At 76.3% G+C, this 14039-nt stretch carries 14 protein-coding genes and 1 pseudogene; 6 read left to right on the top strand and 9 right to left on the bottom strand.

Translation table 11 applies throughout. The annotated features are described in order from the left end of the window. A pseudogene (locus D0Z06_RS16485) lies at positions 1-190 on the top strand (alpha/beta hydrolase); the annotation flags it as partial. 269 nt (positions 191-459) lie between these two features. On the opposite strand, the gene D0Z06_RS16480 reads toward D0Z06_RS16485, so the two are convergent. Then, positions 460-1656: a carboxylate-amine ligase gene (locus D0Z06_RS16480; RefSeq protein WP_158580012.1), complete on the bottom strand. Its 1197-nt coding sequence runs from the start codon at positions 1654-1656 to the stop codon at positions 460-462. A 60-nt stretch (positions 1657-1716) separates the two neighbouring features. Beyond that, the gene (locus tag D0Z06_RS16475) at positions 1717-2556 is read right to left on the bottom strand and encodes a class II glutamine amidotransferase (protein ID WP_117378633.1); all 840 of its coding nucleotides are present in this window, start codon (positions 2554-2556) and stop codon (positions 1717-1719) included. A gap of 102 nt (positions 2557-2658) precedes the next feature. Here D0Z06_RS16475 and D0Z06_RS16470 point away from each other — a divergent pair, with 102 nt between their 5' ends. Beyond that, on the top strand, positions 2659-3129 hold the full coding sequence (locus D0Z06_RS16470; RefSeq protein ID WP_117378632.1) for a heme-degrading domain-containing protein: 471 nt from the start codon (positions 2659-2661) through the stop codon (positions 3127-3129). A 22-nt stretch (positions 3130-3151) separates the two neighbouring features. On the opposite strand, the gene D0Z06_RS16465 is transcribed toward D0Z06_RS16470, so the two are convergent. After that, positions 3152-4348 (bottom strand): MFS transporter, encoded by a 1197-nt coding sequence (locus tag D0Z06_RS16465; protein ID WP_158580011.1) that lies wholly within the window; start codon positions 4346-4348, stop codon positions 3152-3154. Positions 4349-4523: 175 nt separating this feature from the next. On the opposite strand from D0Z06_RS16465, the gene D0Z06_RS16460 reads away from it, so the two are divergent. After that, positions 4524-5954, top strand: a complete 1431-nt coding sequence (locus D0Z06_RS16460; RefSeq protein WP_117378630.1) for a selenium-binding protein SBP56-related protein — start codon at positions 4524-4526, stop codon at positions 5952-5954. A gap of 117 nt (positions 5955-6071) precedes the next feature. Here the strand turns inward: D0Z06_RS16460 and D0Z06_RS16455 are convergent, their stop codons facing one another. The 5 genes from D0Z06_RS16455 to D0Z06_RS16440 all read right to left on the bottom strand — a co-directional run bounded on the left by D0Z06_RS16455 (position 6072) and on the right by D0Z06_RS16440 (position 9920). Then, a complete protein-coding gene (locus D0Z06_RS16455) occupies positions 6072-6851 on the bottom strand; it encodes an alpha/beta fold hydrolase (protein ID WP_117378629.1) in 780 nt (259 codons plus the stop codon). Between the two features lie 8 nt (positions 6852-6859). After that, the gene (locus tag D0Z06_RS26755) at positions 6860-6994 is read right to left on the bottom strand and encodes a hypothetical protein (RefSeq protein WP_255419354.1); all 135 of its coding nucleotides are present in this window, start codon (positions 6992-6994) and stop codon (positions 6860-6862) included. A 36-nt stretch (positions 6995-7030) separates the two neighbouring features. Further along, positions 7031-7642: a methyltransferase domain-containing protein gene (locus D0Z06_RS16450; RefSeq protein ID WP_117378628.1), complete on the bottom strand. Its 612-nt coding sequence runs from the start codon at positions 7640-7642 to the stop codon at positions 7031-7033. A gap of 130 nt (positions 7643-7772) precedes the next feature. Beyond that, the gene (gene pgi / locus D0Z06_RS16445; protein WP_233517741.1) at positions 7773-9416 is read right to left on the bottom strand and encodes a glucose-6-phosphate isomerase; all 1644 of its coding nucleotides are present in this window, start codon (positions 9414-9416) and stop codon (positions 7773-7775) included. Between the two features lie 78 nt (positions 9417-9494). Then, on the bottom strand, positions 9495-9920 hold the full coding sequence (locus D0Z06_RS16440; protein ID WP_117378627.1) for a hypothetical protein: 426 nt from the start codon (positions 9918-9920) through the stop codon (positions 9495-9497). Positions 9921-10091: 171 nt separating this feature from the next. Here D0Z06_RS16440 and D0Z06_RS16435 point away from each other — a divergent pair, with 171 nt between their 5' ends. The 3 genes from D0Z06_RS16435 to D0Z06_RS16425 all read left to right on the top strand — a co-directional run bounded on the left by D0Z06_RS16435 (position 10092) and on the right by D0Z06_RS16425 (position 13697). Further along, positions 10092-11615 (top strand): long-chain-fatty-acid--CoA ligase, encoded by a 1524-nt coding sequence (locus tag D0Z06_RS16435; protein ID WP_117378626.1) that lies wholly within the window; start codon positions 10092-10094, stop codon positions 11613-11615. Between the two features lie 8 nt (positions 11616-11623). Then, positions 11624-13018 carry a WS/DGAT/MGAT family O-acyltransferase gene (locus D0Z06_RS16430; protein ID WP_199522366.1) on the top strand — a complete coding sequence of 465 codons (1395 nt, stop codon included), beginning with the start codon at positions 11624-11626 and terminating at the stop codon, positions 13016-13018. Between the two features lie 298 nt (positions 13019-13316). After that, the gene (locus D0Z06_RS16425; RefSeq protein ID WP_199522365.1) at positions 13317-13697 is read left to right on the top strand and encodes a DUF5655 domain-containing protein; all 381 of its coding nucleotides are present in this window, start codon (positions 13317-13319) and stop codon (positions 13695-13697) included. Between the two features lie 21 nt (positions 13698-13718). On the opposite strand, the gene D0Z06_RS16420 is transcribed toward D0Z06_RS16425, so the two are convergent. Continuing rightward, positions 13719-13997, bottom strand: a complete 279-nt coding sequence (locus D0Z06_RS16420; RefSeq protein ID WP_147332073.1) for an MDR/zinc-dependent alcohol dehydrogenase-like family protein — start codon at positions 13995-13997, stop codon at positions 13719-13721. Positions 13998-14039 lie beyond the last annotated feature (42 nt).

The following is a 14039-nucleotide window of genomic DNA, read 5'->3' as shown; positions in this document are numbered from 1 at the left end:
CCGGCAGATCCCGCTGGAGATGGCGCACCGCTCCTACGACCAGGCGGTCAACTCCCCCAAGCGGGAGCTGCGGGTCTTCACGCCCGAGGAGGGGGCCACCGAGCACATCGGCCTGGACCACCTCCCCCATGTCAGCACCTTCGTCGCCGACTGGGTGGCCGACACCTTCGCCGTGCTCACCCGGGGCTGAATTCGGCAGCCAGGTGTGACCCTTCGTGCGCACGTCGGCGTGCTCCGGCGCGGGTCGAGCCGCCCGGCCCGACGTGGAGCCGCGCTGTGACCCGGCTCCACGTCCGACGACGCGGGTCAACCCTGGTGAGCCGCATGGAACGGCAGCCGATGGCGCTGAGCCGGTGCAGGCCCAGCGCGCCCCTGCGGGCGCAGGCCGGGTGGCCTGCCGACACCTTCACCGAGCTCGCCGGGGGCTGACCGCCGCCGCGGGCCGCTCGGCGCGGGCCCTCAGCCCTCCGGGACGCGCGGGGTGGGCGGTAGGTAGCCCACCCCGCCGTCCGCCAGGGTCGCGGCGGCCAGGGCCGCCACGAGACCCCCGGGTCCGGTCCCGCGGCGCAGGGCCCGCTGGCGGGCGGCACCCGAGCGGGCGGTGAGCCGCGCCTCCAGCAGCCCGCGCACCAGGACGGCGTCCCCCGCCTCCTCCAGGGCCGGCGCCACGTGGGCGAGCAGCCCGGGCAGCGCGTCCCGCCCGGGCAGCCACCGCCTCGTCCACGGGTCCAGGAGGAGACCGCCCAGCCCGCGGCGCGCGGCGGCCACCACCGAGGCCGCCAGCGCCGCGTCCGGCAGCTCCGGTGGCGGGGCGCCGGCGACCGCCTCCCGCAGCGCGGTGACCACGAGCGCGCGGCAGAGGCCCGCGATCAGCACCGCCTCGGCCGTGGTGAGTGCGGCGTCGGCGACCCGGATCTCCACCGTCGGGTAGCGCGGGGAGAGGCGCGCGAACCAGTAGACGCTGGCCCGGTCGAGCGCGGCCCCCTCGGCGATCCGCTCGGCGACGCCCTCGTCCCACGCGGCCGCGTCCCGGAACCGCGGGGGCAGGACGGCCGTCGGCCAGGCCCGGAGGACGGCGTGCCGGTAGCTGGCCCAGCCGGTGTCCCGGCCCCGCCAGAACGGCGAGTTGGCCCCCAGCGCCAGCAGCACCGGCAGCCACCCGCGGACCCGGTCGACCACCGCCACGCCGAGGTCGCGGGACGGCACGCCGACGTGCACGTGGGTCGCGCAGGACACGTCCTCCCCCGCCCGGCTCCACCGGTCGAGCATCTCCCGGTACCGAGGCGAGGGGGTGACGGCGACCCGCCCGGGCACGCGGAACGGCGGGGTGCCGCTGGCCACGAGCAGGGCGCCGAGCTCACCCGCCGCGGCCGCGAGCGCCCGGCGTCCGCGGGTCAGGTCCCCGGCGAGCGCGTGCAGGTCCGTCCGCACCTGCGAGGTGCTCTCCACCTGGAACTGCATGAACTCCGCCTGCAGGTCGACCGCACCGTCCAGGGCGCGCAGCAGCTCGGGGGCCACGGTCGCGGCTGCGCCGCCCGAGCGGAGGAGGAAGAACTCCTCCTCCACGCCGAGGGTCGTCGCCGGCGCGGCGGGCAGCGGGCCGGCGGGGACGGCGGTGGGGCCGCTCCCGGTCGGCGGGGCCGGCCCGGCGGTCACCGCGACCACCGCCGCGCCGGAGGACGCCGCGCCACGGTGTGCCCTCCCACGGAGGCCGGCTCAGGCCGCCGCCGGGACGGCGGGGGCGAACGGCAGCAGCTGCTGCTCCCCGGCCCGCACCACCACGCAGCTGGACTCGGGCACCTCGTGCCAGGCCCCCCGGAGGTCACCGAGCGGCTCGGAGACCACCAGCCGGGCCCGGTCGGACACCCGCTGCAGCAGCGGGTTGTCCGGGTACTGGGCCCGCAGGGTCGAGACGTCCGTGCTGGTGAACAGCGAGCGCGAGCGGCCCTCGCTGGAGTACCGGAAGGCCCACAGCGTCTCGCCGTCGGTGGTGATCACGGTCATCTGCACCGGGAAGTCGATGCCGTGCCGCCGGCCGGTCTCCTCGACCAGCCCCACGGCGCGGGCCACCGCGGCCGGCGGGTCCTCCTCCAGCCCGAGGGTGAGCGCGAGGTGGAAGAACAGCTCCGAGTCGGTGGACCCCTCGATCAGGGGGAACAGCTCCGGGGCGACGGCGAACGCCAGGTCCCGCCGGACCAGCGGGAAACCGGTCAGGACGCCGTTGTGCGCCCAGAGCCAGCGGTCGTGGCGGAACGGGTGGCAGTTGGTCTGCTGGACCGCCGTCCCCGTCGAGGCCCGGATGTGGGCCACCACGAGGGGGGCCTCGACGTGCGCGGAGAGCTCCTGCAGGTTGCGGTCGTTCCAGGCCGGGTCGGTGCTCCGGAACAGCCCGGGCCGGGGCCGGCCGTCGTACCAGCCCACCCCGAAGCCGTCCCCGTTGGTCGGCTCGGCACCGAGCCGGGCGTGCAGGCTCTGCATCACCAGCGAGTTCGCCGGCCGGTACAGCAGGTCCTCGAGCAGGACGGGATCCCCCGAGTAGGCGAGCCAGCGGCACATGCCGACATCCCAGCCGGGGCGCGGCCCGGCCGCCTCCCCCGCCGGGGATGAGGCGTCCTCCCGCCCGGGGGTCCGGGCGCGGCGACCGGTAGGAAGGAGGACATGGCCGACGACTTCCCGTCCCTCGCCGAGCTCGCCGCCGAGGAGGAGGAGCTGCAGTTCACCGGCTTCACCAACGACGACGCGTGGGACCTGGGCTCGGCGCTCGTGGCCGCCGCCCGCCGCGACGGCGCCCCGGTGGCGGTCGCCGTCGTCCGCAACGGGCACCGGCTGTTCTCCGCCGCGCTGCCCGGGGCGACCCCCGACAACGACACCTGGATCGAGCGGAAGATGCGGGTCGTGCACCGGTTCGGGCACGGCAGCCTGTACGTCCGGCAGGCCTCGGTCGAGCGCGGGACCACCTTCGAGGCGGAGTTCGGCCTCGACCCCCTGCGCTACGCGGCGCACGGCGGCGCCTTCCCGGTCTCGGTCCGCTCGGTCGGGCCGGTCGGGGCGGTGGCGGTCTCCGGGCTGCCGCAGCTCGCCGACCACCGCGTGGTCGTCGCGGCGGTGCGAGCGCACCTCGGCCGCTGACCGCCGGGCCGGCCGCGGGCGGTCAGCGGCGCGCGCCGGCCACCGGCTCCCCCCGCCCGGCCGCGGACCGGACCACCGGGACGCTCAGGGCGGCGCCGGCCAGGGCCACCCCGGCGGCCAGCGCGAAGGCCGGCAGGAAGGTGCCCGCGGACTCCGCGAGGAACCCGCCCAGCGGCGGGCCGCACAGCTGCGCGACGCCGAAGGCGAGGGTGCAGCGGCCGAACGCACCGGCGAACTCCCGCGGGGTGAGCGAATCCGACAGGTGGGCGGCGATCACGGCCGGCAGCCCGGACATCGTGAGGCCGAACAGCAGCGCCGACAGGGCGGCGAACGGCTCGGCGCCCAGCAGGACGGCGGCGATGGCGGCCGCCATGCCCAGGTAGCCCACCACCAGCGCGCGGCCCCGCCCCCACCGGTCCGACAGCGGCCCGAGCAGCAGGCCCCCGAAGACCAGCGCCACGCCGACCAGGGTGTAGACGGCGGCGGCGTGGCGGTCGGAGAACCCGGCGTCGTCCTCGAGCGCGCTCACCAGGTAGGTCGTGTAGACCGAGTAGGCCAGTCCGTAGGCGGCGTAGCCGCCGGCCAGGCCCACCCAGCCGGGGACCCGGCGCAGCGCCCGGGGGCGCGCGGGTGCGGCGTCGTCGCGGCCCGGCGCCGGGCGCAGGAACGCCAGGCACAGCGCGAGGGTGACCCCCGCGATGCCCGCCTCGACCAGGTAGACGGTGCGCCAGGAGGCGTCGCCCCCGACCGGGTGCAGCGCCGCGGCCAGGGCGCTGGCGACCACGATGCCGAGCCCGATCCCGGAGCCGGCGACGCCGATGGCGGCGCCCCGCCGCGAGGGGCGCACCACCGACCCGGCCAGGCCGGGCGCCGGCACCCAGATGAGCGCGCCGCCCAGCCCGGTCAGGCCCAGGCCGGCGGCGAGCGGGCCCGCCCCGCCCGCCGAGGCCGCGAGCACCAGGCCGGCGGTGCTCGCGGCCAGCCCGGCCCGGATCAGCGTGGCCGGTGCGACGCGGGCGGCGACGGCGCTGACCAGCAGGGTGCCGAGCAGGTAGGCCGCGACGTTGACCGTGCCCACGAGGCCGGCGACGGCGTAGGAGCCGAGCAGGTCCGCGTTGATCGACGGCAGCAGGATGGCGAAGGAGAACCGGCCGAAGGCCTGCGCCACCGCCGACGCCAGGGCCACCAGGGCGACCAGGACCCGGGGTCGTACCCGCACGCGCACCTCCCACCGCCCGGGGAGAGGCGCCCGGGTCCGGTCGCGATCCTGCCGGAGCCGGCGGCCGGCGGCCGCGCGGTCCCCGGTCGGGCGGGCCCGAGGTCCCTGTCCGCGTCCTCCGGGGCGGCGAAGCATCGGCCCATCACGACGACCCCGTGGCGGAGGAGAGCAGACGATGAGCGGACCGACCGGCACCGCCGTCCCGACCGACCCGACCTTCTACCGCAGCCCGGCCGAGGCCATCGCCGCGCCGACCGAGGAGCTGGCCTACGTGGTGGCCTTCGACCGGTCCGGGCAGCGCCCGGACGCGCTGACCGTCGTGGACACCGACCCGGCCTCCGACTCCTACGGGCAGGTGGTCGGGTGGGCCGACATGCCGACCACCGGGGACGAGCTGCACCACTTCGGCTGGAACGCCTGCTCCAGCGCCCTCATGCACGCCGGGCACGACACGGGGGACGACGGGCTGCAGCGGCGCTACCTGCTGGTGCCGGGCATCCGCAGCTCCCGGGTGCACGTCTTCGACACCCACCCCGACCCCCGGTCCCCGCGGCTGCACAAGACGATCGAGGCCGAGGAGCTGCGCGCCAAGGCCGGCTACTCCCGGCCGCACACGCTGCACTGCGGGCCGGACGGGGTGTTCCTCACCTGCCTCGGCGGCGCGGAGGACGGGGGCGGCCCCGGCGGCATCGCCCTGCTCGACCACGCCACCTTCGACGTCATCGGGCCGTGGGAGACCGACCGGGGCGACCAGCACCTGGCCTACGACGCCTGGTGGCACCTCAACCAGAACACCCTCGTCTCCAGCGAGTGGGGCACCCCCTCGATGATCGAGGACGGCCTCGTCCCCGACCTGCTGCTCGGCCAGCAGTACGGGCACCGCCTGCACTTCTGGGACCTCGCCGAGGGCAAGCACCGGCAGACCGTCGACCTCGGGCCCGAGCACCAGATGGTGCTCGAGATCCGCCCCTCGCACGACCCGGACGCCACCTGGGGCTTCGTCGGTGTCGTCATCTCCACGGCCGACCTGTCCGCCTCGGTGTGGCGGTGGCACCGCGAGGGCGACGAGTGGCGGGTCGACGAGGTGATCAGCATCCCGGCCGAGCCGGCGGACCCCGCCGACCTCCCGCCGGCGCTGCAGCCCTTCGGGGCGGTCCCGCCGCTGGTCTCCGACATCGACCTGTCGGTGGACGACCGGATGCTCTACGTCTCCTGCTGGGGCACCGGCGAGCTCAAGCAGTACGACGTCTCCGACCCGGCCGCGCCGCGCGAGGTCGGCTCGGTGCACCTCGGCGGGATCGTGCGGCGCACCCCGCACCCCGCCGCGCCCGCGGAACGGCTCGCGGGCGGCCCGCAGATGGTGGAGGTCAGCCGGGACGGGCGGCGGGTCTACCTGACCAACTCGCTGTACGGGGCCTGGGACGACCAGTTCTTCCCCGCCGGGGTCGGCGCCTGGATGGCCAAGGTGGACACCGATCCGGCCGCGGGCGGCCTCACCCTCGACGAGCGGTTCTTCCCGCGCGGCGAGGACTTCCGGGGGCTGCGGGTGCACCAGGTGCGCCTGCAGGGCGGTGACGCGTCGTCCGACTCGTACTGCTGGCGCTGACCCTCGCGCCGTACCCCTCCCCGCCGCCCCTCCCGCCGTGATCATGGGAATCCGGCCCGCCGACGCGCCGTCCCCGGCGTGTCCGGCGGCAACATCTCCATGATCACGGCGGGCGGATCACAGGAAGCGCCGGAGCTCGGCGTCGAAGGCCTCCGGGGCCTCCAGGTTGGTCACGTGCCCGACCCCCGGGAGGAACACCAGCCGGGAGCCGGGGATCGCCGCGTGCAGCGCCTCGGCCACGGACCGCGGCGCCCGCACGTCCTCGGCGCCGTACAGCAGGAGGGTGGGGACGGCGACGGTCGGCAGCACGTCGCGCAGGTCGGCGTCGGCGAACGCGGTCAGCATCGACCGCGTCCCCGCGGGGCGGACGTCGAGCATGACGGTGCGCACGAGGTCGAGCGTCTCCTGCGGCACCGGCCCGGCGAAGAACCCCGGCAGGTACGCGTCGACCCACTCGGCCGGCGGGCGGTCCAGCTCGGCCCGGACCCGGGACACGCGGGCCTCGACCTCCTCCGGCGGCAGCGACCCCTTCCAGCCGGCGTAGGCGGACGCGAGCACCAGGGAGCGGACCAGGTCCGGGTGGCGCCGGTACACCGCGAGCGCCAGGCCGCCGCCGAAGGAGAGGCCGCACAGGTGCACCGGGCCCAGGCCCAGCGCGCCGGCGAGGTCGGCGACGGCGTCGGCGTACCCGGCCATGGTCAGGTCGGCGGGCGGGTCCGGCGAGCCGCCGCAGCCGGGCGCGTCCCACGCCACCACGTCGAACTCGTCGGACAGGTCGTCGAGCTGCCGCGCCCACTCGCGGCCGTCGCTCCACCCACCGTGGAGCAGCAGCAGCGGTTCACCCGATCCCGCGCGGCGGTAGGCGATCGTCAGACCACCGGCCCGGGCGAGGTCCACGGCGGGGCTCAGCCGGGCTTCCGGGCCAGGAAGGGGTGCCCGTACACCTCGTAGGCGCGGGCGTTCGCCTCGCCCCCGGCCTCGCCGAAGGTGTCGCAGGGCTCGCCGACCACGACGTCGGTGAAGCCGGCCTCGGTGAGCATCCTCCGCCAGCCCGCACGGGGCAGCCCGCCGGCTATCTAACCGGTCCAGAGGTCGATGTCGCGCACCGCCGCCTCGGGCACGGGCCGGCCGTTGGCGATGTCGGCGAAGGAGAACCAGCCGCCGGGGCGCAGCACGCGGCCGACCTCCCCGAGCACGGCCCGCTTGTCGGCGCAGAGGTTGACCACGCCGTTGGCCAGGACCACGTCGGCCCAGCCGTCCTCCACCGGGAGGTCCTCGGCCAGGCCCTCGCGGAACTCCACGTGGTCGAGCCGGAGCTCGCGGGCGGTGGCGCGGGAGCGCTCGAGCATCTCCGGCGTCATGTCGACCCCGACGACGTGCCCGCCGGGGCCGACCCGGCGGGCGGCGAGGAAGGTGTCGAGGCCGCCGCCCGAGCCGACGTCCACCACGCGCTCGCCGGGCTCCGGCCGGCGCAGCGCGACCGGGTCGGCTACCCCGGCGAAGGACTCCACGGCGCGGTCCGGGAGCGCGCCGACGGCGTCCGCGTCGTAGCCCAGCCGCCGGGCCAGCACCCGGCCGGTGTGGAAGTGGTACCCCCCGGTCGGGTCGACGGCGACCTGCCGGTACTTCTCCCGGACCCGGTCGCGGAGCTCGACCGGGTCGACGGGGAGCTGCGTGGTGCGGGTCATGGCGGTCTCCTCGTGCGTCCGCCGGTCGCGGCACCGGTCGGGCTGCCGGTGCCCTGCCCCACCGTCCCGCCGGCACCCGCCGACCTCAAGGCCCCCGCACGTGTCGATCGGGTGACGGCCCCGTCGCGGCTCACACGCGGCGGCCGCGCAGCTCCCGGTAGTGCGCGACGAGGGCCGTGGTGGAGGCGTCCTGGTCCAGCTCGGGCGCGTCGGGCGAGGTCAGCGCCGGCCCGAGCTCGCGGGCCAGGACCTTGCCCAGCTCGACGCCCCACTGGTCGAAGGAGTCGATCTGCCAGATCACGCCCTGGGTCATCACGGTGTGCTCGTAGAGGGCCACCAGCTGGCCGAGCGTGGACGGCGTCAGCCGCGGGGCCAGGACCGTCGTCGAGGGCCGGTTGCCGGGCATGACCTTGTGCGGCACCAGCTCCTGGGGTGTCCCGTCGGCGGCGACCTCCTCCGCGGTCTTCCCGAACGCGAGCGCGGCGGACTGGGCGAACATGTTGGCCATCAGCAGGTCGTGCATCTCGCCGATGTCGTGGACCGGCTCGCCGAAGCCGATGAAGTCGGCCGGCACCAGCGTCGTCCCCTGGTGCAGCAGCTGGTGGAACGCGTGCTGGCCGTTGGTGCCCGGCTCGCCCCAGTACACCTCGCCGGTCGCCGTCGTCACCGGCTGCCCGTCCCAGCGCACGGACTTGCCGTTGCTCTCCATGGTGAGCTGCTGCAGGTAGGCCGGGAACCGGGAGAGGTACTGGCTGTAGGGCAGGACGGCGTGGGTCTGCGCGCCGAAGAAGTCCGCGTACCAGACCCCGAGCAGGCCCTGCAGGACCGGCAGGTTCGACTCGAACGGCGCCGTCCGGAAGTGCTCGTCGACCGTGTGGAAGCCGGCGAGCATCTCGTCGTAGGCCTCCGGGCCGATCGCGACCATGAGCGACAGGCCGATGGCGGAGGTGTAGGAGTACCGGCCGCCGACCCAGTCCCAGAACTCGAACATGTTCTCCGGGTCGATGCCGAACTCGCGGACCGCCTCCGTGTTGGTCGACACCGCGACGAAGTGCTTGGCGACGGCCGACGCATCGGTGCCCAGGCCGGACAGCAGCCAGTCGCGGGCGACCTGCGCGTTGGTGAGCGTCTCCAGGGTGGTGAAGGTCTTGGAGCAGACGACGAACAGCGTCTCGGCCGGGTCGAGGTCGCGGGTGGCCTCGGCGAAGTCGGTGGGGTCGACGTTGGAGACGAAGCGCGCGGTGAGCTCGCGGTCGCTGTAGGCGCGCAGCGCCGTGTAGGCCATCGCGGGGCCGAGGTCGGAGCCGCCGATGCCGATGTTCACGACCGCCCGGATCCGCCGGCCGGTGGAGCCGACCCACTCCCCCGACCGCACCCGCCCGGCGAAGTCCCGCATCCGGCCGAGCACCTCGTGCACGTCGGCGGTCACGTCCTGGCCGTCCACGGTCAGCGGCCGGCCGGCCGGTGCCCGCAGCGCGACGTGCAGGACGGCGCGGTCCTCGGTGGGGTTGACGTGCGCGCCGTCGAACATGGCCTCGATCCGCTCCCGGAGGCCGGCCCGCTCGGCCAGCGTGACCAGCAGCCGCAGCGTCTCGTCGGTGACCCGGTGCTTCGACCAGTCGAGGTACAGGTCGCCGGCGCGCGCGGTCATCCGCCGCCCGCGGTCGGGGTCCTCGGCGAACAGCTCGCGCAGGTGCCGTCCGGCGACGGCGCGGTGGTGCTCGGCCAGCGCACCCCACTCCGGCGTCGCGGTGATGTCCAGGCTGGTCTCCAAGGCTGCCTCCGGGCGGTCGCGGTCCTCCGCCCACCCTGGTGGCTCACGCCGCAGCCGTCCAAACGGGGCGGCCCCGGGTCACCGGGCCGCGGGTCGCACCAGGCGGACCAGCGCGACCAGCGCCCCGATCGCGGCGCCCACGACCCCGATCCAGAGGACGACGCGGACGACGGCGGGCCAGGCGCCCTCGAGGTCGAACGGGAAGACCTGCAGGACCCGCACCGTCGCGGCCAGCCCGAGGGCGCTGGTGACCAGCTCCCCCAGCGCGACCAGCCGGCGGGGATCCCAGACCAGCTCCACCCCGGCGACCACGATGCCGGCCACCAGCGTCGCGTCGACCAGGCCCAGCACCTGCGGTGTCGCGTCGGTGAGGAAGGGCACCGCCTCCCACCCCGGCCAGACGTGGATGAGCCAGAGCAGGACGCCGTCGACCAGGGCTCCCACGAGGTAGCCGGCCCTCCGCCGGCCCACGGGCGGGCGGCGCACGGTGCGCACGGTGGTCATGCCCGAACCGTACGAACGGCGCCCGGCGCCCACCCGGGGCCCGAGGTCCCTGCCCCCACCGCCTTCGGACCGGTGCTGCCCGGGTGCGCCGGGGGCCACGGTGACGTCGAACGGGACCGCTCCCCGCCCGGGGGCCGGGCCACCGACCGCGTCGTCCCGAGAGGATCCGCCGTGAGCCTGAACCTCGCCACCATCCTCCGCGAGGCCGCCCGCGCCCACCCCGAGAAGGCCGCGCTGCTCTTCGACGGCGGCGCGGTCAGCTACGCGGAGCTGGACGCGGCCTCGGACCGCTTCGCCGCCGGCCTGGCCGCGCGCGGGCTCGGTCCCGGGGACGCGGTCGCGCTGCAGCTGCCCAACGTGCCGCAGTTCGCCGTCGCCTGCTTCGGCGTCCTCAAGGCCGGGTGCGTCGCCGTCCCGGTGAACGTCCTGTTCGAGGCCGGCGAGGTCGGCTACGTGCTCGGGGACTCCGGTGCCCGCCTGCTGGTCACCTGGAGCGGCGTCGCCGACGAGGCGGCGAAGGGCGCAGCGGACGCCGGGGTCACCGACCTGGTCGTCCTCGCCACCCCCGGTGCCCCGCACGCCGCCGTCGGCCGGCCCTTCGAGCAGCTCCTGGAGACACCGGTCGTCGGCCGGCCCCCGCTGCACCAGCCCGACCCCGGCGACACGGCGGTGATCGTCTACACCGCGGGGACCACCGGCCGGCCCAAGGGCGCCGAGCTCACCCACGTCCAGCTGTTCATGAACGCCGACACCCCGGGGCCGTTGTTCGACCTCCGGGACGACGACGTCGTCCTGGCCGTGCTGCCGCTGTTCCACGTCTTCGGGCTCTCGAGCATCCTGGACTGCGGGGTCCGGTTCGCCGCGACGCTGGCCCTGGTCCCCCGCTTCGAGGCCACCGCGGTCCTGGAGACGATCCAGCGGCACCGCGTCACCGTCTTCGAGGGCGTGCCGACGATGTTCATCTCGGTGCTCGACCACCCCGACCGCGAGCGGTACGACCTCTCCTCGCTGCGGGTCGGCATCTCCGGCGGCGCCCCCATCCCGGCCGAGGTCCTCGACCGGTTCGAGCGCACCGTCGGCGCCGTCGTCCTCGAGGGCTACGGGCTGTCGGAGACCGCCTCGACGACGACGTTCAACGTCAGCGAGCAGGACCGGCGGGTCTACAGCATCGGCAGGCCCGTCTACGGCGTCGAGGTGGAGGTCTGGGACCCCGAGGGCCGGCCGCTGCCCCCCGGCCGGGAGCACGTCGGCGAGCTCGTCGTGCGCGGCTTCAACGTGATGAAGGGCTACCACGGGCGCCCCGGAGCGACCGCGGAGGCGATGGCCGGCGGCTGGTTCCACACCGGCGACCTCGGCTACGTCGACGAGGACGGCTACTTCTTCGTCGTCGACCGCGCGAAGGACCTGATCATCCGCGGCGGCTACAACGTCTACCCGCGCGAGGTCGAGGACGGCCTCCACACGCACCCGGCGGTCGCCGTGGCCGCGGTCGTCGGCGCCCCCGACGACCGCCTGGGCCAGGAGGTCACGGCCTTCGTCGCGCTGCGCCCCGGGCAGCGGGCCACCGAGGAGGAGCTCATCGGGTACGTCCGGGAGCGGGTCGCCTCCTACAAGTACCCCCGCTCGGTGCACTTCCGCGCCCAGCTGCCGCTGAACGCGACCGGCAAGGTCCTCAAGCGGGACCTGGTCGGCTGATGGAGCGGATGGGACCGCTGGACGCCGCGTTCCTCCAGGGCGAGGACGAGGAGGCCGGGGTCTCCCTCGCCATCGCCTCGATCGCCGTCTTCGAGGGCCCGGCGCCGGCCCAGCGCGAGTTCGCCGCGATGCTCGCCGGCCGGCTGCCGCTCATCCCGCGGTACCGGCAGCGGGCCGTCGAGGTGCCCTTCGACCTCGGTCCGCCGGTGTGGGTGGACGACCCCGACTTCGACCTCGGCTACCACCTGCGCCGGACGGCGCTGCCCGCACCGGGCGGGGACGCCGAGCTGGCCACGCTCATGGGCCGGGTGATGTCGGGCCGGCTCGACCGCGGGCGCCCCCTGTGGGAGTACTGGCTGGTGGAGGGCCTGGCCGGTGACCGGTGGGCGCTGATCTCCAAGATCCACCACTGCATGGCCGACGGCATCTCCGGCACCGACCTCTACCGCGTCGTCCTCGACGACTCCCCCGAGCCGGGGCCGCCGGTCCCTGACGCGTGGGAGCCCGACCCGATGCCCTCGCGGCTGCGGCTGGCCGGCGCCGCCGCCGCGTCGATGGCCGCGCTCCCCGTCGACCAGGCCCGCGCCCTCGGCGGGCTGCTGCGGCGGCCGGGTGAGCTGGCGCGGGCCACCCGCGAGACGGCGCGCGGGCTGGCCGGCCTGGCCGGTGCCCTCGTCCCCGCGGCGCGGTCCTCCCTGACCGGCCCCCTGTCTGCGTCGCGCCGGTTCGCCTTCGCCCGCGGCTCGGTGGCGCAGGTGGGCGAGGTCCGCCACGCCCTGGGCGGCACCTTCAACGACGTCGTGCTCGCCGCGATCACCTCCGGGTTCCGGCACTTCCTGCTCCGCCGCGGGGAGCTGCCGGGACCGCACGCGGTCCGCACGCTCGTCCCGGTCTCCGTGCGACCGCCCGGCGCCGAGGGCGTCCGGGACAACCGGGTGTCCCTGCTGCTGGCCGACCTGCCGGTGCACCTGGCCGACCCGGTCGAGCGGCTGGCCGCCGTCCGGGCCCACCTGACCGAGCTGAAGGCCCGGCACGAGGCCGAGGCGGGCGCCACCGTCGTGGCCGTCGCCGGCCACGGCGTGTTCCCCGCGGTCGCCTCGCCGGTCCGGATCGCCGCGCACCTGCGGCAGCGGTCCGTCGTGACCGTGACGACCAACGTGCCCGGCCCCCGCCGGCCGCTCTACGCCCTGGGCCGGCGGTGCGTCGAGATCGTCCCGTACGTGCCGATCGCCTCCACGCTGCGCACCGGGGTGGCGGTCTTCAGCTACTGCGGTGCGGTCACCGTCGGGGTCACCGCCGACGCCGCCGCGGTGCCCGACGTCGCCGTCCTCGCCGCCGGCATCGAGGCCGGGCTGGACGAGCTGGTCGCCGCGGCCCGGGCCACCGCGCCGGCCGAGGCGTGACGGCGGGCCGGGCGGTGACGGCGGGCCGGGCGGTGACGGCGGGCCGGGCGGTGACGGCGGGCCGGGCGGTGACGGCGGGCCGGGCGGTGACGCTGGGCCGCGCGTCGACGCCGCCGCGCACCGGTCTTCCCTCCCGGGGTCCTACGTCTCTGAGTGCAGGGGCACTCAGAGACGTAGGACCCCGGGGCGGAACCCATGCGGGCGGGAGGCCGGCGGGCGGGAGGCCGGCGGGCGGGAGGCCGGCGCACGCGCCCCCGGCGGGCAGGAGACCGGGCCCGGGGCCGCGATGACGGAGGCGGTGCCGGGACCGGCGGCCCCCGGGCCGACCCCCGAGGACTTCTTCGCCGGCAGCCCGGCCGGGCTCGCGGTGCACCGGCGGGTGGCGGAGGTGCTGCAGGAGGCCGGGGGCGCGCAGGTGCGGGTGGGCCGCAGCCAGGTGACCTTCCGCCGCCGCCGCGGGTTCGCCTGGCTGTGGCGCCCCGGCCGGTACCTGCGCGGCCCGGTCGCCGAGGTCGTGCTCTCCGTGGCGCTCGGCCGGCCCGACCCCTCCCCGCGGTGGAAGCAGGTGGTCCACCCCTCCGGGCGGCACTGGGTGCACCACCTCGAGGTGCGCGACCCGGCGGAGATCGACGGCGAGGTGGCCGGGTGGCTCCGGGAGGCGGCCGGCCGGGCCGGCTGACCGGCCCGGCCGCCGCACCCGTCAGCGCAGCACGGCCACCTCCAGCGCGCCCGAGGCGACCGGGTCGTCGAAGAGGTCGTAGGCCTCGGGCACCTGGTCGGAGCCGGACCGGTGGGTGATGATCCGGCCGGCGTCCAGCTTCCCGTCCTGCAGCATGCGCAGCAGCACGGGTGTGGTGGAGGTGTCCACCAGCCCGGTGGTGATGGTGACGTCGCGGATCCAGGGGTCCTCGAAGTGCAGCGTGGTGGGCCGCCCGTGCACGCCGATGTTGGCCACCCGGCCGCCGGGACGTCCTCCCACGACCGCTTGCCGGGGCCGTAGCACACCAGCGCCTCCACGGTC

The sequence above is a fragment of the Geodermatophilus marinus genome (assembly GCF_003428645.1).
Taxonomy (GTDB): domain Bacteria; phylum Actinomycetota; class Actinomycetes; order Mycobacteriales; family Geodermatophilaceae; genus Geodermatophilus.
The sequence above is the reverse complement of the archived record's forward strand: the minus strand, read 5'-3'. Positions and strand labels throughout refer to the sequence as shown.

Coding starts and splice junctions, on each gene's coding strand:
- D0Z06_RS16475 (WP_117378633.1), bottom strand. CDS start 2,556: ATGTGCCGCTGGCTCGCCTACTCGGGGGATCCCGTCCTGCTCGAGGAC.
- D0Z06_RS16470 (WP_117378632.1), top strand. CDS start 2,659: ATGGCCGACGACTTCCCGTCCCTCGCCGAGCTCGCCGCCGAGGAGGAG.
- D0Z06_RS16460 (WP_117378630.1), top strand. CDS start 4,524: ATGAGCGGACCGACCGGCACCGCCGTCCCGACCGACCCGACCTTCTAC.
- D0Z06_RS26755 (WP_255419354.1), bottom strand. CDS start 6,994: ATGCTCACCGAGGCCGGCTTCACCGACGTCGTGGTCGGCGAGCCCTGC.
- D0Z06_RS16450 (WP_117378628.1), bottom strand. CDS start 7,642: ATGACCCGCACCACGCAGCTCCCCGTCGACCCGGTCGAGCTCCGCGAC.
- D0Z06_RS16440 (WP_117378627.1), bottom strand. CDS start 9,920: ATGACCACCGTGCGCACCGTGCGCCGCCCGCCCGTGGGCCGGCGGAGG.
- D0Z06_RS16430 (WP_199522366.1), top strand. CDS start 11,624: ATGGGACCGCTGGACGCCGCGTTCCTCCAGGGCGAGGACGAGGAGGCC.